At 67.2% G+C, this 20,287-nt stretch carries 20 protein-coding genes; 12 read left to right on the top strand and 8 right to left on the bottom strand.

Annotated features, from left to right (window positions below):
- Positions 1-49 precede the first annotated feature (49 nt).
- Entirely contained in the window at positions 50-1,189 is a 1,140-nt protein-coding gene (locus ACZL02_RS15135) for a CobW family GTP-binding protein (protein WP_472936678.1), read from the top strand.
- Entirely contained in the window at positions 1,189-2,166 is a 978-nt protein-coding gene (locus ACZL02_RS15130; protein WP_472936679.1) for a WD40 repeat domain-containing protein, read from the top strand. The genes ACZL02_RS15135 and ACZL02_RS15130 overlap by 1 nt, the downstream gene beginning before the upstream one ends.
- A gap of 86 nt (positions 2,167-2,252) precedes the next feature.
- On the opposite strand, the gene ACZL02_RS15125 is transcribed toward ACZL02_RS15130, so the two are convergent.
- Both ACZL02_RS15125 and ACZL02_RS15120 read right to left on the bottom strand, forming a co-directional pair.
- Complete coding sequence (locus tag ACZL02_RS15125; RefSeq protein WP_472936680.1) at positions 2,253-2,876, bottom strand: GNAT family N-acetyltransferase; 624 nt, start codon at positions 2,874-2,876, stop codon at positions 2,253-2,255.
- 99 nt (positions 2,877-2,975) lie between these two features.
- On the bottom strand, positions 2,976-4,109 hold the full coding sequence (locus tag ACZL02_RS15120) for a type III PLP-dependent enzyme (protein ID WP_472936194.1): 1,134 nt from the start codon (positions 4,107-4,109) through the stop codon (positions 2,976-2,978).
- A gap of 511 nt (positions 4,110-4,620) precedes the next feature.
- Between ACZL02_RS15120 and ACZL02_RS15115 the strand changes: the two genes are divergently transcribed.
- Positions 4,621-5,535, top strand: a complete 915-nt coding sequence (locus ACZL02_RS15115; protein WP_472936681.1) for a LysR family transcriptional regulator — start codon at positions 4,621-4,623, stop codon at positions 5,533-5,535.
- Between the two features lie 48 nt (positions 5,536-5,583).
- On the opposite strand, the gene ACZL02_RS15110 is transcribed toward ACZL02_RS15115, so the two are convergent.
- The gene (locus ACZL02_RS15110; protein ID WP_472936682.1) at positions 5,584-5,871 is read right to left on the bottom strand and encodes an ElaB/YgaM/YqjD family protein; all 288 of its coding nucleotides are present in this window, start codon (positions 5,869-5,871) and stop codon (positions 5,584-5,586) included.
- Between the two features lie 277 nt (positions 5,872-6,148).
- Here ACZL02_RS15110 and ACZL02_RS15105 point away from each other — a divergent pair, with 277 nt between their 5' ends.
- Complete coding sequence (locus ACZL02_RS15105; protein WP_472936683.1) at positions 6,149-6,817, top strand: DUF1007 family protein; 669 nt, start codon at positions 6,149-6,151, stop codon at positions 6,815-6,817.
- Positions 6,808-7,980, top strand: a complete 1,173-nt coding sequence (locus tag ACZL02_RS15100) for a HoxN/HupN/NixA family nickel/cobalt transporter (protein ID WP_496258436.1) — start codon at positions 6,808-6,810, stop codon at positions 7,978-7,980. Before ACZL02_RS15105 ends, ACZL02_RS15100 begins: the two co-directional genes overlap by 10 nt.
- A gap of 52 nt (positions 7,981-8,032) precedes the next feature.
- On the opposite strand, the gene ACZL02_RS15095 is transcribed toward ACZL02_RS15100, so the two are convergent.
- Complete coding sequence (locus ACZL02_RS15095; RefSeq protein ID WP_472936685.1) at positions 8,033-8,800, bottom strand: gamma-glutamyl-gamma-aminobutyrate hydrolase family protein; 768 nt, start codon at positions 8,798-8,800, stop codon at positions 8,033-8,035.
- Positions 8,801-9,010: 210 nt separating this feature from the next.
- Between ACZL02_RS15095 and ACZL02_RS15090 the strand changes: the two genes are divergently transcribed.
- From ACZL02_RS15090 to ACZL02_RS15080, 3 genes are all read left to right on the top strand, one after another.
- Positions 9,011-10,135 carry a TRAP transporter substrate-binding protein gene (locus ACZL02_RS15090; RefSeq protein ID WP_472936686.1) on the top strand — a complete coding sequence of 375 codons (1,125 nt, stop codon included), beginning with the start codon at positions 9,011-9,013 and terminating at the stop codon, positions 10,133-10,135.
- 338 nt (positions 10,136-10,473) lie between these two features.
- Positions 10,474-11,175: a P-loop NTPase family protein gene (locus ACZL02_RS15085; protein ID WP_472936687.1), complete on the top strand. Its 702-nt coding sequence runs from the start codon at positions 10,474-10,476 to the stop codon at positions 11,173-11,175.
- A 94-nt stretch (positions 11,176-11,269) separates the two neighbouring features.
- Positions 11,270-11,863 carry a regulatory protein RecX gene (locus ACZL02_RS15080; protein WP_472936688.1) on the top strand — a complete coding sequence of 198 codons (594 nt, stop codon included), beginning with the start codon at positions 11,270-11,272 and terminating at the stop codon, positions 11,861-11,863.
- 7 nt (positions 11,864-11,870) lie between these two features.
- On the opposite strand, the gene ACZL02_RS15075 is transcribed toward ACZL02_RS15080, so the two are convergent.
- Entirely contained in the window at positions 11,871-12,434 is a 564-nt protein-coding gene (locus ACZL02_RS15075) for a GNAT family N-acetyltransferase (protein ID WP_472936689.1), read from the bottom strand.
- Positions 12,435-12,576: 142 nt separating this feature from the next.
- Here ACZL02_RS15075 and ACZL02_RS15070 point away from each other — a divergent pair, with 142 nt between their 5' ends.
- From ACZL02_RS15070 to ACZL02_RS15055, 4 genes are all read left to right on the top strand, one after another.
- Positions 12,577-12,804 carry an aa3-type cytochrome c oxidase subunit IV gene (locus ACZL02_RS15070; RefSeq protein ID WP_472936690.1) on the top strand — a complete coding sequence of 76 codons (228 nt, stop codon included), beginning with the start codon at positions 12,577-12,579 and terminating at the stop codon, positions 12,802-12,804.
- Positions 12,805-12,875: 71 nt separating this feature from the next.
- Complete coding sequence (locus ACZL02_RS15065) at positions 12,876-14,060, top strand: Re/Si-specific NAD(P)(+) transhydrogenase subunit alpha (RefSeq protein ID WP_472936691.1); 1,185 nt, start codon at positions 12,876-12,878, stop codon at positions 14,058-14,060.
- On the top strand, positions 14,060-14,470 hold the full coding sequence (locus ACZL02_RS15060; RefSeq protein ID WP_472936692.1) for an NAD(P) transhydrogenase subunit alpha part 2: 411 nt from the start codon (positions 14,060-14,062) through the stop codon (positions 14,468-14,470). Before ACZL02_RS15065 ends, ACZL02_RS15060 begins: the two co-directional genes overlap by 1 nt.
- An 11-nt stretch (positions 14,471-14,481) precedes the next feature.
- Positions 14,482-15,882, top strand: a complete 1,401-nt coding sequence (locus ACZL02_RS15055) for an NAD(P)(+) transhydrogenase (Re/Si-specific) subunit beta (protein ID WP_472936693.1) — start codon at positions 14,482-14,484, stop codon at positions 15,880-15,882.
- A 320-nt stretch (positions 15,883-16,202) separates the two neighbouring features.
- Here the strand turns inward: ACZL02_RS15055 and ACZL02_RS15050 are convergent, their stop codons facing one another.
- The 3 genes from ACZL02_RS15050 to ACZL02_RS15040 all read right to left on the bottom strand — a co-directional run bounded on the left by ACZL02_RS15050 (position 16,203) and on the right by ACZL02_RS15040 (position 20,060).
- Positions 16,203-16,706 carry a DUF992 domain-containing protein gene (locus tag ACZL02_RS15050; protein ID WP_472936694.1) on the bottom strand — a complete coding sequence of 168 codons (504 nt, stop codon included), beginning with the start codon at positions 16,704-16,706 and terminating at the stop codon, positions 16,203-16,205.
- Between the two features lie 191 nt (positions 16,707-16,897).
- Positions 16,898-17,758: a tetratricopeptide repeat protein gene (locus ACZL02_RS15045; protein ID WP_472936695.1), complete on the bottom strand. Its 861-nt coding sequence runs from the start codon at positions 17,756-17,758 to the stop codon at positions 16,898-16,900.
- A 280-nt stretch (positions 17,759-18,038) separates the two neighbouring features.
- Positions 18,039-20,060 carry an FUSC family protein gene (locus tag ACZL02_RS15040; RefSeq protein ID WP_472936696.1) on the bottom strand — a complete coding sequence of 674 codons (2,022 nt, stop codon included), beginning with the start codon at positions 20,058-20,060 and terminating at the stop codon, positions 18,039-18,041.
- Between the last annotated feature and the right edge of the window lie 227 nt (positions 20,061-20,287).

Genomic DNA, 20,287 nt, shown 5'->3' with positions numbered 1-20,287 from the left:
AATCCTCGCCCGACGCGCCTATATCCGGCCGACCACCAAGGAGGCAGAGATGTCCGACACGTCAGCACAGATCCCCGTCACCGTCCTCACCGGCTATCTCGGCTCGGGCAAGACGACGCTCTTGAACCGCATCCTCTCCGGTAACCACGGCAAGCGCTATGCCGTCATCGTCAACGAGTTCGGCGAGATCGGCATCGACAACGACCTCATCGTCGAGTCGGACGAAGAGATCTACGAGATGAACAATGGCTGCGTCTGCTGCACCGTGCGCGGCGACCTGGTGCGCGTCGTCGAGGGCCTGATGAAGCGCAAGGGCCGCTTCGACGGCATCATCGTCGAGACCACGGGCCTCGCCGACCCGGTGCCGGTGGCGCAGACCTTCTTCATGGACGAGGACGTGCGCGCCAAGACCCGGCTCGACGCCGTCGTTGCGCTGGTCGATGCGCTGCACCTGCCCTTGCGCCTGAAGGATAGCCGCGAGGCCGAGGACCAGATCGCCTTCGCGGACGTCGTCCTCCTCAACAAGACCGACCTCGTGACCCCGGAAGAGCTCGCCAAGATCGAGGCCACTGTGCGGGCGATCAATCCGCACGCGGTGATCCACCGGACCCAGCGCGCGGAGATCGCGCTCGACCGGGTGCTCGACCAGGGCGCGTTCGATCTGTCGCGGGTACTCGACGCAGAGCCGGAGTTTCTCGTCGAGGCAGGGCATTCGCACGACGAGCATGTGCACGACGAGAATTGCGGCCCGAGTTGCGGCCACGACCACAGCCATGATCACGCGCATGGCCACGATCACGGGCATTCGCATCATGACCATGACCATGACCATGACCATCATGGGCACAGCCACGCCGACGCCTCGCCGATCCACGACGTGACGGTGATGTCGGTCTCGCTGCGCGGCGGCGAGATGGACCAGAAGAAGTTCTTCCCCTGGATCCAGGCACTGACCCAGGCGCAAGGCCCGAGCATCCTGCGCCTTAAGGGCATCATCGCGTTTGCCGGGGATCCCGACCGTTATGTCGTCCAGGGCGTTCACATGATCATCGAGGGTGATCACCAGCGCCCCTGGCGCGCCGACGAGCCGCGCGAGAGCCGGCTGGTGTTCATCGGACGTGACCTCGACCGCGCCTCGCTCACCGCGGCGTTCGAAGAATGTGCGGTTCGCCAGAAAGCCGATGCCTGATGCCCTCGATCGCCCCTTATGATTTCGAGGGTTTCGTCGAGGCAGCACTGTTTCTGAAGGACGAGCCGGTGTTCGCGCTGGCGGATGGCACGGTGCGCTTTCCAGCCGGGGGAGAGCGTACCGTCGAGGCGCATAGAGGCGGGTTGACCACGGCCCGCTACGACGGTTTCGGCCACCGGTTGCTGACGGGCGGCGAGGATGGGCGTGTCCTTGCCATCACCGCCGACGGCGGCCAGACCGAGCTGGCGTCGATCGGCCGGAAGTGGATCGACGCGGTGGCCGGAGGTCCGAACGGGGTCGTCGGCTTCGCCAACGGGCGCACCGCAACGGTTCGTCTCGCCGACGGCACCCTGAAAGCGTTTCCGCACGAGCGCTCGGTCGAGGACATCGCCTTTGCACCGAAAGGGCTGCGGATGGCGACAGCGCGCTACGACGGGACTTCGCTGTTCTTCGCGGGCACCGACAGCCCGCCGGCTCTTCTTGAATGGAAGGGCGCGCATATCGGCATCGCCTTTTCGCCGGACGGGCGCTTCCTCGTCACCCGCATGCAGGAAAATGCGCTGCACGGCTGGCGGGTCGAGGACGGCAAGCACATGAAGATGACGGGCTATCCCGCCAAGGTGAAGGACTGGTCGTGGTCCGCCAAGGGCAAGTTCCTCGCGACCTCCGGCGCACCGGCCGCGATCCTCTGGCCTTTTTCCGGCAAGGAAGGCCCGATCGGCAAGGCGCCGCTCGAGCTCGGCACCCGCGGCGACAGCATGGTCACGGCGGTTGCCTGCCACCCGGTCGAGGACATGCTGGCGATCGGTTACGAGGACGGCATGATCCTCGCCGTCCGGATCTCCGACAACCGCGAGGCGGTGCTGCGTCGCGGCGGCAAGAGTGCGGTCCGGACCATGGGCTGGGACGCCAAGGGCGCCCGGCTGGCTTTCGGCAGCGAGGAAGGCGAGGCCGGCGTCATCGACATCGCCGGATGACGGCGAAGGGCATCGGAAGCCTGCCGGGGATCCCAGAGCTCCGGACGCCAGAACGAGGCGTCCGGAGCTTTACCGGTAAAGAATGGCTACCGCGCGGCGACGCTAATGCGGTCCGCCGGCGCCGAGCCGGCTGCAGACAAACGTCCGGCCATGGCGCGGACGCCGGTCGGCCGGATCAGGCCGGCAGCCCCCACCAGCGCACTTGGCTTCAACGCGAGGCCGAGAAGGCGGTGCCGCTCGAACGGGCCGGGCATGGCCAGTGCTGCGGCGGGTTCGGCGGTAAAGCCGAAGCGCGCGTAGTATTCAGGATCGCCGACGAGGACGATGGCGCCGTGGCCGCGCCACTGTGCCTCGGCGATGGCGCGCCGCATCAGCGCGACGCCAATGCCGCAGCCGGCGAGTTCCGGCGCGACCGCGAGCGGGCCGAGCATCAAGGCGGGCGCACCCGCAGCGCCGGCGGCGACGTGCCAGAGCCGGACGGTGCCGAGCAGCTCGCCGTTCTCGCCCTTGGCAACCAGCGACAGGCCCTCGGCCGGCTGGCGGCCGCGGCGGATCGATTCCGACGACTTGCGACGGCGGCCCGGGCCCATGGCGCGGTCGAGCAGCGCCTCGCGCGCGGCGACGTCGCCGGCGATCTCGGCCGAGATCTGGAAGTAGGGAGCGACGCGCGGCGACATCGCAGCGACGGCGGAAATGGCAGATGCGATCATGGGATCAACCTCGTATCAGGAGAGGCCGAGAAGGTGCGCCGGAGCTTGAAGGGCGTCCGGCGCGCGGGCTAAGGCCCGGCGCTAGGGACGCGCCGGAACTCAGATCACGTAGGATCGCAACGGTTCGAAGCCGTTGAAGGCGACGGCCGAGTAGGTCGTCGTGTAGGCGCCGGTGTTCTCGATCAAAACCTCGTCGCCGACCGTCAGCGTGATCGGCAGCGGGTAGGGCTTCTTCTCGTAGAGCACGTCGGCCGAATCGCAGGTCGGGCCGGCCAGCACGCAAGGCTCCATCCGGTCGCCATCCCGCTGGGTGGTGATGGGATAGCGGATGGCCTCGTCCATGGTCTCGGCGAGGCCGCCGAACTTGCCGATGTCGAGGTAGACCCAGCGGTTCTCGTCCGTCGCTGACTTGCGCGACACCAGCACGACTTCGGCCTTGATCACGCCGGCATCGCCCACCATGCCGCGGCCCGGCTCGATGATCGTCTCCGGGATCTGGTTGCCGAAATGCCGGCGCAGCGACGAGAAGATCGAGCGGCCATAGGCTTCCGCCGAAGGCACGTCCTTCAGGTAGCGCGTCGGGAAACCGCCGCCCATGTTGACCAGGGTCAGCACGATGCCCTTCTCGGCCAGCGTCTGGAAGACGTGGCTGGCATCGGCGATCGCCGCATCCCAAGCCTCGGTGTCGGTCTGCTGCGAGCCGACGTGGAACGACACGCCGGTGGCGACGAGGCCGAGGCTTTTCGCATGCACCAGCACGTCGATCGCCATGGCGGGCACGCAGCCGAACTTGCGCGACAGCGGCCATTCGGCGCCTTCGCCATTGGTCAGGACGCGGCAGAACACCTTTGCGCCGGGAGCGGCGCGGGCGACCTTCTCGACTTCCTCGACGCAGTCGACGGCGAACAGCCGGACGCCGAGGTCGAAGGCGCGCGCGACATCGCGCTCCTTCTTGATGGTATTGCCGAAGGAGATGTGGTCGGCCGTCGCGCCGGCATCCATTGCCATCTCGATCTCGGCGACCGAGGCGCAGTCGAAGCTGGAGCCGAGGGCCGACAGGAGACGCAGGACCTCAGGCGCAGGATTGGCCTTCACCGCGTAGTAGATCGACGAGTCCGGCAGCGCCTTGCGGAAGGCATTGAAATTGGTCTCGACCACATCGAGATCGACGACGAGGCAAGGGCCGGTCGGACGTCGGGTGGCGAGGAAGTCGAGGATGCGCTGCGTAGCCATGGGGCAATTCCCGTAAACCAAGGGTGGCGAGGGCGGACACAGGCGTTCCCTGGATCGCCGGCAAGGCGATTCACAAGGTTGCTCGGTCCGCGACGTGGCTCGAACTCGGGGCTGTCGCTCCGGGTCGATCGTTGTCTGCCTTGGCATGGAGGGCTTGAACCCGCCGCACATGGGGCAATGAGGGTGTGCCTCTTCAGTATTCCCGGCTGTGGAGACCAGGGGAGACCAAAAAAGCCCGCACCGTCGTTGCTTTAAGGCGTCCTCGATTGCGCTTGCTGCGCAGTCGACTGGAGGCAATCTCCAGGACCGGCCCGATGGCCCTCGCATATGAGGATCGGGGGACGCCCACAGGCTCGTGCGACTTTGGGCAAGCGCGATATATGATCGGATTTCGTCATACACAACCGGAAAATGGACCGCCGGTTGATTTTCTCCGCCTGGGAGCCGAGGAAGGGGGTGGGTGTCGACTTCCGGCAACAAAACACCAGTTTCACGCCAGCCTGGAGCGCCGATGGATACGCTGACCCGCATGCGGGCCTTCATCGCCGTCATCGAGAACGAAGGGTTTTCGGCGGCAGCCCGCAAGACAGGCCGATCCAAGGCGCTGCTGTCGAAATACGTGCGTGAGCTCGAGGACGAACTCGGCGTCCTCCTGATCAACCGCACCACACGGCAGATCGCGCTGACCGGTGCCGGCGAGGTCTATCTCGCCCGGGCCTCGGCGATCCTCGCCGATCTCGAAAGCCTCAATGAGGAGGCCCGGGAGGCGACCGGCGAGGCGAAGGGCAGGATCAGGATTTCCGCGGCCCGCACTTTCGGCGATGCCGAACTCGGCCATTCGCTGGTCGACTTCGCCGTCGCACACCCCGACATCTCGCTCGACATCCAGCTCGACGACAACTTCGTCGATCTGGTCGAGGAGGGTTTCGACGTTGCGATCCGGATGACGCGGCTTACCGATTCCTCGATGATCGCCCGCAAGCTGACGTCGCTCGACCTGGCCCTCTGCGCCAGTCCGTCGCTGCTGCAGCGGCTGGGTACGCCGACGCATCCGCTGGAACTGTCGAACTATCCCGCCGTCATAGATTCGAACTCGCGGATGTTCTCGAACTGGCAGTTCACCGATCCCGAGAAGGGCGAGCCGTTTCCCGTCCCCGTCTCCGGACAGTTCACCGTGAACAGTCCGGTCGCGGTGCGCGCCGCTGTCATGGCGGGCCTGGGCCTCGCGCTGATCCCGGAGTTCGTCGTTCGGGCGGACATCGCCGCAGGCCGGCTGGTGACGGTCCTCGAACCCTACATGCCGCAGGAGGCCGGGGTCTATGCGGTGTTCCCACATCGCCGGCACCTGCCGATGCGCGTGCGCCTGTTTGTCGACTATCTCGCCGCCTGGTTCAGGAAGTTCGACGCGCAAAGGGACGAGCCATAAAAAAACGCCCCCGAAGGAGCGTTTTTCTTCAATCGAAGTGCTGCCGGCTTAACGGCGAGTGATGGCACCGATCACCAGCAACGCCACGGCGGCGAGGGCGATCGAGGCAACCGGGTTCTCGCGGGCGCTGTTCTCGATGTAGCGAGCCTGCTTGCGCAGTTCGCGCACGACTTCCGGGCTGCGATCCTGAACGTAGCCGTAGAGATCCGAAGCGCGGTCCTCGATCGTGTTGAAGGCGGAAGCCCCAGTCTTGGACAGCGACTTCGTCAGCGACGCGACCTCGTTGCGCAGAGCGGTGATCTGGTCTTCGATCTCGGCTTGGGTCGGGGTGTGCATGGCTGCCTCCTTAAGGCTGGGGGATGTTTGTTCGGTCCATAAACCGATTTGGCCCGTTATCGTTCCGATCCGGCCGTGGCGATCTCGCGTCGCTGGCATCGATCACATCGCTTCACCCTTGGATCTTATGGCGCTTGCAGCCGGGGGCAGAGTACCGGCGGCGGCATCTTGCCGCTGGTGCGGCATGCCGATCTCGGGCATGTCGTTCGCTCCATTTCAAATTTCGGCCATCCTTCTCCTGTCAGGAGGTGGCATCGTCCTCCATCCGGGAGAGGCCATGTCCTCGATCAAGCGCTGCCTTGCGGTGCCTCTCTGCCTGGCGGCATTCTCTTGGCACGTCCAGCGGGCCGAGGCGCATCCGCACGTCTTCGCTGAAGCGCGGATGGAAATTGTCGGTGATCCCGCCGCAAAGCTCGCCGCCGTCCGCAACATCTGGCGGATGGACGATTTGTTCTCCTCGAGCGTCGTGGTCGACTTCGACAAGAATGCCAACGGGGTTCTCGACGACGACGAGCTGCAGGCGGTGGGCGACACGGTTAAGGAGTCCATCGCCGAATGGGACTTCTACACCTTCGTCACCACGGCGGGGAAACCGGTGAAGATGCTGCCGCCGGAATCCATCCGGGCGCTGTATCAGGATGGCCAGCTGCTGCTGTTCTTCGAGTTGAAGGCCGGCGAGCCGATCGATCTGAAGACCCAGCCGCTGACGGTCGCCAATTTTGACGAGACCTTCTACGTCGCCTTCGACTTCACCGACGAAACGAGCTTCGACCTCGTCGACATGCCGGCCGGCTGTACCAAGACCATGAACGTACCGGACGAGGATGAGGCTGCACAGCAGTGGATGGCCTCGATCGCCGATCTTGCGCCCGACGAGACGGTGCCGGCGACCGGTGCCGACTTTGCGCAGGCGCTGGCGACCAAGGTCGAGATCAAATGCAGCTAGCGCGGATGAGCCGAAACCAGGCGGTCGTGCTGGTGATGCTGACGTTTGTCCTGGTGCTCGTCGTCGCCGAGCCGAGCCTTGCCAAATCCTCGCTCGGCATCGGGACGGCGGAGGCTACTTCGGCGCCGAGCGGGCCCTTCGCCTCCCTCTTCGTCGAAATCAACCGGGTGCAGCGGGAGTTCTTCACCGAGCTCAGGCAGGCGCTCGTCGGCATGAAGAACGGCGCCGGCGGCGTGCTCGTTCTCATCGGCGTCTCCTTTGTCTACGGCATCTTCCATGCCGCCGGTCCCGGCCACGGCAAGGCGGTGATCTCGTCCTACGTGCTGGCCAACGAGGTGCAGCTGCGCCGCGGCATCGCGCTCTCGTTCATCTCGGCGCTGTTGCAGGGCGTCACGGCGCTCGTGGTGGTCGGCGTCGGCTGGTATTTCCTGCGGGGGACGGCGGTGTCGATGACCGATGCCACCAACTGGCTCGAGATCGCCTCTTTCGTGATGATCGCAGGCTTCGGGGCCACTCTTCTCCTGCGCAAGATCTGGCGGATGATCCGGCGGCCGCGGCGTGGGGCAGGTCTTGCCTTCGCCGCGTCCGGCACGGCCCTTCGCGGCGCGAAGCCCGATACAGCTGCCATCGCTGCCCGGGGGCAAGCGTTCGGCTTCGCGCCCGAGCCGGCGACGGCGGGCCGGATGCCGGCGATGCTGCGGACCGGGGCGATGCCGCGAAGCTTGGGCGCTGGACCGATCATGCGGCCGGCCGGCGGGTTCGCTGCCGACGTCTGCACCGACGACGAGGACGATTGCGATTGTGGCCGGGCGCATATGCCTGATCCGGCTGCGCTCGGCGCGGCGCGGCTGACCCTCGGCTCGGCCGCTTCGGCCGTCATCGCCGTCGGCTTGCGTCCGTGCTCGGGTGCGATCGTGGTGCTGACCTTCGGCCTTCTGAACGGCCTCTATCTCGGCGGCGTGCTGTCGGTCTTTGCCATGGCGCTCGGCACTGCCATCACCGTCTCGGCGATCGCGGCGCTCGCCGTCTACGCCAAGGATGTCGCCTTGCGCTTCGGGGCGGCCGGCGGGGCTCGCCAGGGCGTCCTCGACGCCGTGGAGATCCTCGGCGCCATCCTCGTTCTGCTGCTCGGCCTCGCGCTGCTCGGCGGCGCCATCGTCTGACGGCGCCGCCTAGACCTTGTCCGGAAAGGGCAGGGCGGGGTTCCTCTGGCTCCTACCGCGCGGTGGCGCGGCTCTTGCGATAGGCGCGGCACGCATCGCCGAAAGCGGTGAAGATCGAGGCCGAGGGTGCGTCGCTCTCGGCCCAGTATTCGGGATGCCACTGGACGCCGAGGGTAAAGCCCTTGGCCGCTTCGACCGACACCGCCTCGATGGTGCCGTCGGGCGCCGTCGCCTCGACGACGAGACCGTCGCCCAGCCGGTCGATCGCCTGGCGGTGCAGCGAGTTCACCTTGAACTCGGTGCGGCCGACGATCCGGTCGATCTGGCTGCCGGATTTCGCCAGGACGCTCTGGTGGATCGCGTAGCGCTCTTTCTGTTCGGGATGATCCTTCGCCCGGTGGTCGGAGCGCCCCTCGATGTCCTGGATCTCGGTGGCGAGCGAGCCGCCCATCGCGACGTTGAGTTCCTGCAGGCCGCGGCAGATCGCGAGGAGCGGCATGCCGGCGTCGATCGCCGCCTTCATCATCCTATCGGTCATCGCATCGCGGTCGGTATCGTAGGGCTCGTAGGCGGCGGAGGGCGAGACGCCGTAGCGCTCGGGGTGGACGTTGGTGACCGAGCCGGTGACCAGCACGCCGTCGACCCGCTCGAGGATGCCGGCGACGTCGATCTCGCTGGCGAGCGCGGGAATGATCACCGGGATCGCCCCTGCGACGCGAAGCGCTGCCGTCAGATAGCTTTCCGGCGCACAATGCCAGCGGTGGTTTCCAATGGTGCGGATATCGGCGGGAACGGCGACGAGAATGGCAGGCGCGGACATGGCAAGGCTTCCAACGGCAGGAGATCCGCCGACCCATCACGGAAACCGCGGGCAGGTCAACCGCTATCGCCGCCGGCCGGCCGCATGGCCGGCGCGCAGGGGGCGGCTTCCGGGCCACGCCGCATTTCCGACGCGATCATGCCGCTGGCCTTGCCTCGCGGGCGGGCTCCATGCTTTTGGCGCCGGAACGGGGAAGTGGGGAAAGCAAGGATGGATCGCCGGGATTTCATGCGCGCGGGTGGGCTCGGCACGCTGGGCGTGGTGTCGGCGGGCGGGTTGGCGATGCCGGCCCTCGCGCAGACGCCGCCGAAAGTGCGCTGGCGCTGCCAGTCGGCCTTTCCGCCGCGTCTTGGCGGGCTGCACGGCGGCGCCATCAGGCTTGCCGACATGGTGCGCGCGGCGACCGACGGCGGCTTCGAGATCGAGGTTCTTGCCCCCGACGAGACGGCGCCGCTGAACGCCGCGCTGGACGCTGTGGCAGCCGGGACCGTGGACATCGCGCATACGGCGGCCGGCTATTCCTTCGCCAAGGATCCGGTCTTCGGCCTGGCGGGCGCCGCGCCGTTCACGCTGAACGTTCGGGGTCTCCACGCCTGGCTCTACCAGGGCGAGGGCCTCGGCCTGCTGCAGGACTTTTTCGCCGAGCAGCAGCTCACCTTCCTGCCGGGCGGCTCCACCGGGACGCAGATGGGCGGCTGGTACCGCCGCGAGGTCAAGGGCGTGCAGGATCTCAGCGGCCTCAACATGCGCATTGGCGGGCTGGGCGGTGAAGTGCTGAAGAAGCTCGGCGTCGTGCCGCAGGACCTCTCGCCCGCCGCCATCTATGCGGCGCTGGAGCGCGGCGCCCTCGATGCGGCGGAGTGGATGGGGCCCGCGGACGACGAGGCGCTCGGCTTCGTCAAGGTCGCGCCCTATTACTATTATCCCGGCTGGTGGGAGGGCAGCCTGTCGCTGGCCTTCCTCGTCGACAAGCCGAAACACGACGCCTTGCCGCCGGCCTGGAAGAGCGTGCTCTCGACCGCGGCGCGCGCGGTGTCGCTGGAGATGCTGGCGGAATACGACTTCAAGAACCCGCCGGCGCTGAAGCGGCTGGTCGAGGCCGGCGCCCAACTCCGGCCTTTCCCGCAGGACGTTCTGAATGCCTGCTTCGATGCGGCGACGACGCTGTACGGCGAGATTTCCGGCGGCAATGCGGCGTTCAAGAAGATCCACGACAGCCTGATGGCGTTCCGGAACGAGACCTATCTCTACCAGCAGGTGGCCGAGTACACCTTCGACACCTTCATGATGATCAAGCAGCGCGAAGGCGCCCTATCCGGCGCCGGCGACAACTAGCGAACGCCGACTTCACGCAGAGTTGTCAGTCTCCATGCTGCCGGACTTTTCCCGCTCCTCGGGGATAGGCGGATGTTCCGGGAGGCTGCCATCGGCTCGGTTGGCCCGCGAACCTTCTCGTCTGCCACGCCGCAATTCCTTGCCGGCAAAGGGTTTGAGGGAGGAGGGGGCACGCGCTGTCGTAGGGGGAGGGCGGCAGCGGGGTGCTTTAACCAATTGTTCGTCTTTCCAGCCTCGCGACATCTTCGGGTTCCAGAACAGCGGCAGACATCACGCCATCGAGCCATCTGCGGAATAGGCCGCCGAGGCTGTTCGCAACCCAAGGTTAGGCGCTCCGCATGATCCCCGTCATCTCCATCGGCTCCCTGAAGACCTCCGGCACCACCACCCTTGCCTTGACGCTCGCGGGCGTTGCCGCGGCCGCCGACATTCCGGTCGTGCTGATCGACGCCGCCCGCGACAAGGACCTCGTCGCCTGGGCCGCCAAGGGCCAGTGCCCCGCCAAGATCACCGTTGAAGCCGCTGACGACGAGGCGACGATGGAGCGCCTGGTGCGGGCCGCCCGCCGCCGCGGCGATCTCGCCATCATCGACGCCGGTGACGATGCGGAGACCATCCGCACCGCCGCCAAGCTCGCCGACCGCACGCTGATCCCGGTGCGGTTCTCGCCGCTCTCGGCGCATGCCGCGATCGCCACCGAGCGCATGCTGGCCGCCGATGCCGGCAAGGGCCGCCGCAGCCGCGACTGGGCGCTGGCCGCCACCGCCATCACCAATATCCCGAGCCGGGTCGCACGGCTCGTCGAGACCATCATCCAGGAGAGCGAAATCGCCCGGCTCGACATCGGCCTCGTGCTGCGCGCCGCCTACGAAGCGCCGTTCCTGCATGGCGGCACGATCTTCAGCCTGTCCGACGACATCGCGCCGGGCCTTGACCGGGCCCGCGCAGAAGCCGCGACGCTCGCCTACGAGTCCGGCATCCTCGGGGGCTCCGCGACCAAGGTCGCGCCGGAAGCCGTGGAGTTCAGCAAGGCCGCCTGATCGCGTCCTGCCGCACGCCGGTCGGCCGCAAGTCGATCTCCAGGAAGGCCCGGGCTCCGCCGCGGGCCTTTTTCCTTTCCGGGGCACGCGCTGCATGGTGGCGCGCGCGCCGCCGCTCTATACCGGCGCCATGGCATCTCCGCGCGACCAGCCCCGCAAGCCACGTCCCGTCAGCCGCGAATGGCTGTTCCGGGCGGCGGCCTACTATCTCGGCCGCTATGCCAGCACGGCGGAAAACCTCCGCCGCGTGCTGGCGCGCAAGGTGGCGAGCCGGATCCGCGACTGGGGCGACGATCCGAAGGCGCCCGATCCGGGCGAGGCCGCCCTGATGGTCGAGGCGACGGTCGCGCACTTCCTCGAACTGAAGCTGCTCGACGATCGCGCCTTCGCCGAGGCCCGGCTCGCCAGCCTTCGCCGCCGCGGCACCTCGATCCGCCAAGTGCAGGCGAAGCTGTCGCAGAAGGGTGTCGACCGCGAGCTGATCGCCGAGGTGGTCGGCGGCGACGAGACCGACGACCGCGCCGCCGCCATTGCATTCGCCCGCCGCCGGCGTCTCGGCCCGCACCGCCTGCGCGACCGCACCGAGCGCCGCGACCGCGATATCGCCGCGATGATGCGCGCCGGTTTCTCGCTCGGCGACGCCCGCGCCGCGATCGATCACGACCCGGACGAGGACGATCTCTTCTGAAGAGTTCTCAGACCAGGTGCGGGGCAGCCGCTACGGGCTCCCAGCGATACCAGACGATCGGCTCGCCGGTTCGGGGGTGGACGCCCCCACCGATCGCCACCAGTCCGGCCCTTTCGTAGAAGCGACAGGCATGGGTGTTCGAGGGACGCGTGAAGAGCGTAAACCCTGTGGGCATCGCCGTCATCGCGGCTGCGAGAAGTCGCCGGCCGATCCCTGCTCCGATCCACTCCGGGCAGATGAACAGTTCTGCAAGGAGGGCCTCCCGCGGTTTGATCGCCATGAAGCCGCTTACCGCGCCTTCGTTGACGGCGACCGTTACCACCCAGTCTGCAGTTGTGTCCGTATCGAGTTCCTGTCGCAGCGCTGCCCGCGTTGGCATGGGATGTGGTCCGACGCCGGGCAGGCTGGCGCTGCGGTGCCAGATGTCGGCGATCGCATCCCGGTCGGCGTCGACCGCAGGGCGCAGGACGTGGAGTGGGGCTGTATCGGCCATGCGCTGACTAGAGACCGCGGGATTTGGCAAGGCAAGGTGGAAGTCGCCGGCGATCGTGGTCGAGGCGCAGGCTGACATTTGATCGCGCGTGCCGCATTGCCAGTTTGTGGCGACTTCGTGTAAGGCCGAGGGATGAGGCGCTCCGGCAGGACGCAACCGGATGTTTCCGGAGGCGGTCGGCGCGAGAGCGGTGAGGGGCGCCGCGGCTGAGGAGGTTGGCATGGCTGAACATCACGGGAACGGCGAACTGAGCTTTGCCGAGAAGATGGACTATCCCGAGCATGACAGGACCTATGCGCTCTTCCTGAACCTCGTGAAGTTCGGCTCGATCTGGGTCGTCGCGATCCTCATCGGCATGCTCGTCGGCCTGATTACCTCGGCCGGTTTCTTCGCCGGCATTCTCGCCTTCCTGATTTCCGGAACCGTTGCCACGTACCTGATGAAGTAACGGCTGCGCGCCGGGACTGAAACTCCCCTGATCCGCCCCTAAGTGTGGAAGGGGCGACTGGGAGAGAACAGATGAAGATCTTCGTGCCGCTCGAGCACGATGGTGGAGAGCCGCGCGTCGCCGCCTCTCCGGATACCGTCAAGAAACTGAAGGGTTTTGGGCTCGACATCGTCGTCGAGACCGGCGCTGGCCTGAAGTCCCGCATTCCCGATGCCGCCTTTGCCGCTGCCGGCGCGACGATCGGCGGCGCTGCCGATGCCGAGACCGCTGACGTCGTCCTCAAGGTCCGGCGGCCGGGCCGCGACGAACTCGCGCACTACAAGCGCGGAGCCGCGGTGATCGCCATCATGGACCCCTACGGCCGCGACGACGACGTCGCCGCCATGGCCGAGGCCGGGATCATGGCCTTCGCCATGGAGTTCATGCCGCGCATCACCCGCGCCCAGGTGATGGACGTCCTTTCCAGCCAGGCCAATCTCGCCGGCTACCAGGCCGTCCTCGACGCCGCGAGCGAATACGACCGCGCCTTTCCGATGATGATGACCGCCGCCGGCACCGTGCCGGCCGCCCGCGTCTTCGTCATGGGCGTCGGCGTCGCCGGCCTGCAGGCGATCGCCACCGCGCGGCGCCTCGGCGCTGTGGTGACCGCCACCGACGTGCGGCCGGCCACCAAGGAACAGGTCGAATCCCTCGGCGCGAAGTTCGTCGCGGTCGAGGATGACGAGTTCAAGGCGGCCGAGACCTCCGGCGGCTACGCCAAGGAAATGTCGAAGGAATACCAGGCGAAGCAGGCCGAGCTCGTCGCCTCCCATATCGCCAAGCAGGACATCGTCATCACCACGGCGCTGATCCCCGGCCGGCCGGCGCCGCGTCTCGTCTCGCGTGCCATGGTCGAGTCGATGAAGCCCGGCTCCGTTCTCGTCGACCTTGCGGTCGAGCGCGGCGGCAATGTCGAGGGCGCCGAGGCCGGCAAGGTCGTCGACGTCGGCCCGGCCAGGATCGTCGGCCACCTCAACGTGCCCGGCCGCATCGCCGCCACGGCATCGCTGCTCTACGCCAAGAACGTCAGCGCCTTCCTGGAGACGATGATCGACAAGGAAACCGAGGCGCTGAAGGTCGACACCGACGACGAACTGGTCAAGGCGACGCTTTTGACGCGCGATGGCCGGGTGGTGCACCCGAGCTTCGCGAAGGCCGAGCCGGCCGCGCCTGAAACGATGATCGCCGCCGCACCTGCCGAGACGGGAGACGCCTGATGGAAAACGATCTGGCCCAGAAGACCCTGCAGCACCTGAACGACGCCGGCGCCGCCATCCGCGACGCGCGCATCGGCGTTGAGCAGATGATGACCTCGCCCGCGGTCGACCACGTCGTCGCCGGCGCCAACCCCTTCGTCTTCCACCTCGCGATCTTCGTGCTGGCGATCTTTGTCGGCTACTACGTCGTCTGGTCCGTCACCCCGGCGCTGCACACGCCGCTGATGGCGGTGACCAATGCGATCTCCTCGGTGATCATCGTCGGCGCCATCCTCGCCGTCGGTCTCTCGGCCTCCGGCATCGCCACGGGCTTCGGCTTCGTCGCGCTGGTGCTCGCCAGCGTCAACATCTTCGGCGGCTTCCTCGTCACGCACCGGATGCTGGCGATGTACAAGAAAAAAGAAAAGTAGGGAGACGAGAGATGTCAGAGAACGTCGCCGCCTTCTTCTACCTCGTCTCCGGTGTGCTGTTCATCCTCGCGCTGCGCGGGCTGTCGCACCCGACCTCCAGCCGCCAGGGCAATATCTTCGGCATGGTCGGCATGGGCATCGCCGTGCTCACCACCTTGCTGTTCGCCGGGCCGTCGATGGGGGCGCTGCTGCTCATCATCGTCGGCATCGCGCTCGGCGGCGGTGTCGGCGCCGTCATCGCCAAGCGCATTCCGATGACCGCCATGCCGCAGCTCGTCGCCGGCTTCCACAGCCTCGTCGGCCTCGCCGCCGTCATGGTCGCGGCTGCCGCGCTCTACGCGCCGGAGTCGATCAACATCGGCACGCCCGGCCATATCCACACCCAGGCGCTGGTCGAGATGGCGATCGGCGTCGCCATCGGCGCGATCACCTTCACCGGCTCGATCATCGCCTTCCTGAAGCTCGACGGGCGGATGGGCGGCAAGCCGATCATGCTGCCCTCGCGCCACCTCATCAACATTGCGCTGGCCGCCGGGCTCGTCGTGTTCCTGGTGGTCTTCGCGGCGACGGAAAGCCACCTGGCGTTCTGGGCGGTGGTGGCGATCGCGCTGGCGCTCGGCGTGCTGCTGATCGTGCCGATCGGTGGCGCCGACATGCCGGTCGTCGTCTCGATGCTGAACTCCTATTCCGGCTGGGCCGCGGCCGGCATCGGCTTCACGTTGCAGAACCTCGCGCTGATCATCACCGGCGCGCTGGTCGGCTCGTCCGGGGCGATCCTCTCCTACATCATGTGCAAGGGCATGAACCGCTCGTTCATCTCGGTGATCCTCGGCGGCTTCGGCGGCGAGAGCGGGCCTGCAGCCAGCGGGGACGGCGCCGAGCGTCCGGTCAAGCAAGGCTCGGCGGATGATGCGGCCTACCTCATGATGAACGCCTCGCGGGTGATCATCGTGCCCGGCTACGGCATGGCGGTCGCCCAGGCCCAGCATGCGCTGCGTGAGATGGCCGACACGCTGAAGAAGCATGGCGTCGAGGTGAAGTACGCAATCCACCCGGTCGCCGGTCGCATGCCCGGCCACATGAACGTGCTGCTGGCCGAGGCGAACGTACCCTATGACGAGGTCTTCGAACTCGAGGACATCAATTCAGAGTTCGCGCAGACCGACGTCGCCTTCGTCATCGGCGCCAACGACGTCACAAACCCCGCCGCACGCGACGACAAGACCTCGCCGATCTACGGCATGCCGATCCTCAACGTCGACCAGGCCGCCACTTGCCTCTTCGTCAAGCGCTCGATGGGGTCGGGCTATGCCGGCATCGACAACACGCTGTTCTACAAGGACAACACGATGATGCTGTTCGCCGATGCCAAGAAGATGGTGGAAGCGATCGTCAAGGCGATGGCGCACTGAGGGAGGTCGTAGGCCGTCCAGCAGAGTACGTGATCACGGCCGGAAGAGCGCGAACCTTTGATGTCGTCATCCTCGGGGCCGTAGCCCCGGGGACTCATGCCAAGCCGGTCGAGCGAGCACGGTTCGGGTGAGGGGGCGGCGCTACCCTGATCCGGATCGACGCGTCAGCGCCGAGGCATGGGTCCCCGGCCTGAGGCCGAGGATGACGAGCTCGTTGGGTCCGCGTTCGCTGACGACTGGGCGCTAAGCAATGACGGACAGAAAAAAGGCCCGCGCACCTTTCGGTTCGCGGGCCTTTTCTTGACGGAAACCTTAAAGGATCAGGGCTTGTAGACGGCCGGCTCGGTCGGGGCTGCCTGGAGCGAGAAGCGCGAGAGGCCGGCGGTAGCGTTGAGGCCGAACTGTGCCTGAAGGCTCAGCGACTGGAGGGTGAAGCCGTTGTTCGGGCCACCGACCAGTGCCTTGGCGCCGCCGCCGACGGCGACCGAGGCATCGACCGTCGCGCCATAGTAGTTGCCGTCGAGCGAGCGCGGCTCGCCGTCCTGGAACGAGGCGGCGTAGACGATCCAGCTCAGGTCCTGGCGGCCGGTGATGCCGACGTCGACGCCGACCGTGTCGAGCGTGCCGATGTAGGCTTCACGGGCAGAGCCGTCGGCCGGCTTGAAGACGCAGAGGTATTCCTTGCTGGAGCCGACGATGTAGGACAGCGTGCCGTCGCTCTGGCACGACAGGAGGCCGAGCTTGGTAGCGGCATTGGCAGCCGACATCGGCAGCGCCGTGGCGGCAATGAGGGCGGCGGTGGCAAGCAGGGAACGGGTCTTCATGGCTGTACTCCTTGAATGATGTGCCGCAGTAACCCTGACGTCGCAGGAAAGTTTCAGCCGGCCCGATCACGGCTCTGAACGCATTGCAACAAAGTAAACAAAAAGGCCCGCGCCGGGAGGGGCGCGGGCCTTTTGCAGGGCTGCGGCGAAGCGGTCGCTGAGCGCCCGTCGCTCGGCGACGGCGCGCGTTCTCAGGCGCGTGTGCGGCTCATCCCGTCCTTGGCCGGCCGGTAGTTCGGGTCGAGCTGCGAAGCCCGGGCATAGGACTTGAACGCCCGCGACTTCTCGCCCCGCCGCTCGTAGATCAGCGCCTGGTTGGTCCAGTACTCCGCCGACTTGTCGTCGAGCTTCAGTGCGGTATTGAAATCCGTGAACGCGTTCTCCTCGTCGCCGAGCGCGAGGTAGGAGACGCCGCGGCCGGAATAGGGCTCCGGCGCATCGGCCTGCAGCGAGATCGCGGTCGAGAAATCCTCGATCGCCAGCTTGTGCTGGCCATCGATCTGGTAGAGCAGGCCGCGGTTGTGGAAGGCACGGGGATCGGTGGTGTTGAGGTCGATCGCCTTCTGGAAGTCGCCCAGCGCCTCGCGGTTGCGGCCGGCGATGCGGTAGATGTTGCCGCGGCCGATATAGGCGCTGTCGTAGCGCGGATTGATCTGCAGCGCGGCGTTGTAGTCGGCGACGGCCTTGGCGCTGTCGCCCATCTGCCGGTAGACCAGCGCGCGGTTGGCATAGGCCTGGTAGAAGTTCGGGTTCAGCTGCAGCGCCGTCGAGAAATCCTGGATCGCGTCGCGGTTCTGCCCGGCCTTGCCGTAGGCGGTGCCGCGCACGTTGTAGCCTTCCGGATCACGCGGATTGGCGTTGATCGTCGCGGTCAGCGAGGAGATGTTCTGGCTGGAGCCCTGGGCCTGGTCGAGCCGGATGCCGTTGGCATCGGGGATCGCCGACTGGCAGGCACTGAGCATCAGCGCGAGGCCGAGGCCTGCGGCAAGGCGCAACGCCGTCTTGTCGAGGGTCCTGGCCGGATGCTCCGCGCGCTTCAGATCAGGGGTCAAACCGGTAGTCCTCTTCGTATGTCTTTGTTCGTCTTCACGTTTGAAGTGGCTTGCCCCAATGCGGCACCGCGGGCCAGAGCATCCGGGCAACAACCGGGCGTAAACTCTTCCTGTCGGGCGGCAAACGTTGCAGGCCCCCAGACGAAGCGACAATGCCGCCACTCTCGACGCTGGCCGGCCGCTGCCTGTCCTGCCTATCCCGTCTGCCTACAGCATCGAACGGAAATTCGGAATCATTTTCGCGTCGGGTTGCGGTGATGGACGGCGCGATGGCCCCGGCCTATGCGCCCTCTCCACCCGGCTTCGGCGCTTCGTCGACGGCTGCAGCGCGGCCGACGCGGGTACCGCCATGGGCGGCACGGTCGATGATGTGGGAGAGCACGTCGAGCGCAAAATGTGGATCGCTCAAGCGGGCGGAGAAGTCGGCGGGGCGGGGCTCGGGACGGGTCGAGGCCGCTTTCAACGCTGGCTGGGCGCCGAAAAACCCGGCTTCCCCGCCCTTCGCTTCGGCGATCTGGGCGCGCAGGGCCGCGATAGACGCGCACACCGGTGGGCGGTCCGCCGCCGCGATCGGTGCCGCTGCAACGCCGCGCGCCAGGATCCTTGCCCAGTGCGACAGCGCCATGAAATGCGTCAGCGCCTGCCGGACCCGGCCGGGCTTCTGCACCAGCTGCCACTGGCTGCCGAGCGGGCGGGCGGCCGTCGCGAGCGCGGCATAGCGTCGGTCAAGGCGGCGCGACAAGGTGACGAGGCTCGGCTGGGGCATCTCGCCCTCGACCTGCCGGCCGGCGGCGGCGAGCAAGGTGTCGAGCGCGGCAAAGAAGCTGTCGGCGGCTTCTCCCGCTGCCGCGCTGGTCGACCTCGGCAGTACGATGAAGGCGATGAAGATGCCGGACGCGGCGCCGATCAGCGTTTCCTCCAGCCGCAGCACCAGAAGGTCGGGCGTGAACTGACCGGTCAGGCCGTACAGCAGGGCCAGCACCAGCGTCACGAAGAAGGTCATCGCGGCATAGGAGATTTGCAGCAGGTAGAAGCCGGTGAAGACGAAGGCGAAGGCGAGCGTCACCGACACCAGCAACTGTCCGTGCAGGAGTGTTGCGAGCCCGATGCCGACGATGATGCCGGCGAGGGTTCCCGCCGCCCGCTGCAGCGCCCGGAGCGCCGCGTCGCCGCGCGACTGGGTGTTGATGAAGACCAGGAAGGCGGTGAGGATCGCCCAAAGGCCGCGGGCCTCCGAGAGCATCAGTCCGCCGGCCATCGCGATGGCGGAGGCGAGCGTCACCTGGATGGCGAGCCGGAGCGCCGGGTCCCGGATCCACCCCGTGGCGGTCGATGCATCGGGCGGGGCCGGCGGCTCGGCGGCGGCTCCCTCGAACCAGGCGGCGGGCATGGCGGCGGCCTGTTCGAAGGCGATGCGGCGGGCGGTGTCGAGATGCTCGAGGGCGGTGGCGAGCCGTGCCGCGCCGTTCGCCTCCGGCGCTGTCTCATCCTGGCGCAAGGCGGTCATCACTGCGGTTTCGCTGGCGAGGTGCAGATCGAACAGCGCGATGGTCAACTCCCGGACCGCGGCCTCCCGGTGGGTGTCGGACGGCATCGGCGGCAGGAAGCCCTCGGCGGTGAGGATGGCGTCGCCGATCCGCTCCTGCTGGCGCAGGACCTGCCGACGCGTCGCTGCCGTCCAGCCGGCGGCGACGCCCGCTCTCAGCAGCGCCGACTGGGTGGCGAGCCGCTGGCCGATGGCGACGACGGTGTAGCGAAAATCCTGTTCGCGTCGCTCCGGCAGGACATAGTTGCGAATGCCGTGGGCGATGACGCCCGACAGCGCGATGGTCAGCGCGATGCTGGCGAGGTCGGCGATCGAAGGGTGGAGGTAGGCCCCTGCAAAATAGCACATGAAGGCGAACATGCCGATGGCGTTGCCGCGGGCGCCGTATTTGCGGGCATAGACCGCGCCGAAGACGAAGAGCACGAAGACGGCGTCCGAGACGATCGGCCAAGGCGACAGCAGCGTCGCCACTGCGACCGCCGCAAACCCGGTCAGGCCGGAATAGAGGCGCGTGACGGCGCGGGCCTGCGAGGTCGCGTCGCGCACCACGAGCGTTCCTTGCATCGCCGTGATTACCATGACGCTGTAGGCAGCGATCGGCAGCGGGATCAGACGGTGCAGGCCGATCAGCGCCAGACCGACCGCCATCAGGGTCAAGGTCACGCGCGCGCCCATCCTCAGCCGCGACAGCGCGGGGTCGGAGGCGAGCAGCACGCTGCGGAGGTTGACGAGGCTTCGGGCGAGGGCGATCTGCATGCGTTTTCCAAGGCAAGTCGGCGGCCGCCGAGCGCTTCAGGATTAGAGCATCCTGCGATCGGGTGGACCTACCCGAGCGAAGAAAGATGGCCTCGACCCAACAAGTTGGCGCGTGCTTTTCGCATGCGATGGGATGCACGGCGCTCCAGCTTCCTCGACGCTGAGACCAGAAGTCGGTCGTCGTTCGATAGGCGCTGTCCGGTTTGGTTCCGGGGTGTGGCGGGAGG

It is taken from the genome of Mesocryomonas fontinalis (assembly GCF_055730125.2).
This window is presented reverse-complemented; position numbering and strand designations above follow the sequence as displayed.

Coding starts and splice junctions, on each gene's coding strand:
- ACZL02_RS15135 (WP_472936678.1), top strand. CDS start 50: ATGTCCGACACGTCAGCACAGATCCCCGTCACCGTCCTCACCGGCTAT.
- ACZL02_RS15130 (WP_472936679.1), top strand. CDS start 1,189: ATGCCCTCGATCGCCCCTTATGATTTCGAGGGTTTCGTCGAGGCAGCA.
- ACZL02_RS15125 (WP_472936680.1), bottom strand. CDS start 2,876: ATGATCGCATCTGCCATTTCCGCCGTCGCTGCGATGTCGCCGCGCGTC.
- ACZL02_RS15120 (WP_472936194.1), bottom strand. CDS start 4,109: ATGGCTACGCAGCGCATCCTCGACTTCCTCGCCACCCGACGTCCGACC.
- ACZL02_RS15115 (WP_472936681.1), top strand. CDS start 4,621: ATGGATACGCTGACCCGCATGCGGGCCTTCATCGCCGTCATCGAGAAC.
- ACZL02_RS15110 (WP_472936682.1), bottom strand. CDS start 5,871: ATGCACACCCCGACCCAAGCCGAGATCGAAGACCAGATCACCGCTCTG.
- ACZL02_RS15105 (WP_472936683.1), top strand. CDS start 6,149: ATGTCCTCGATCAAGCGCTGCCTTGCGGTGCCTCTCTGCCTGGCGGCA.
- ACZL02_RS15100 (WP_496258436.1), top strand. CDS start 6,808: ATGCAGCTAGCGCGGATGAGCCGAAACCAGGCGGTCGTGCTGGTGATG.
- ACZL02_RS15095 (WP_472936685.1), bottom strand. CDS start 8,800: ATGTCCGCGCCTGCCATTCTCGTCGCCGTTCCCGCCGATATCCGCACC.
- ACZL02_RS15090 (WP_472936686.1), top strand. CDS start 9,011: ATGGATCGCCGGGATTTCATGCGCGCGGGTGGGCTCGGCACGCTGGGC.
- ACZL02_RS15085 (WP_472936687.1), top strand. CDS start 10,474: ATGATCCCCGTCATCTCCATCGGCTCCCTGAAGACCTCCGGCACCACC.
- ACZL02_RS15080 (WP_472936688.1), top strand. CDS start 11,270: ATGGTGGCGCGCGCGCCGCCGCTCTATACCGGCGCCATGGCATCTCCG.
- ACZL02_RS15075 (WP_472936689.1), bottom strand. CDS start 12,434: ATGTCAGCCTGCGCCTCGACCACGATCGCCGGCGACTTCCACCTTGCC.
- ACZL02_RS15070 (WP_472936690.1), top strand. CDS start 12,577: ATGGCTGAACATCACGGGAACGGCGAACTGAGCTTTGCCGAGAAGATG.
- ACZL02_RS15065 (WP_472936691.1), top strand. CDS start 12,876: ATGAAGATCTTCGTGCCGCTCGAGCACGATGGTGGAGAGCCGCGCGTC.
- ACZL02_RS15060 (WP_472936692.1), top strand. CDS start 14,060: ATGGAAAACGATCTGGCCCAGAAGACCCTGCAGCACCTGAACGACGCC.
- ACZL02_RS15055 (WP_472936693.1), top strand. CDS start 14,482: ATGTCAGAGAACGTCGCCGCCTTCTTCTACCTCGTCTCCGGTGTGCTG.
- ACZL02_RS15050 (WP_472936694.1), bottom strand. CDS start 16,706: ATGAAGACCCGTTCCCTGCTTGCCACCGCCGCCCTCATTGCCGCCACG.
- ACZL02_RS15040 (WP_472936696.1), bottom strand. CDS start 20,060: ATGCAGATCGCCCTCGCCCGAAGCCTCGTCAACCTCCGCAGCGTGCTG.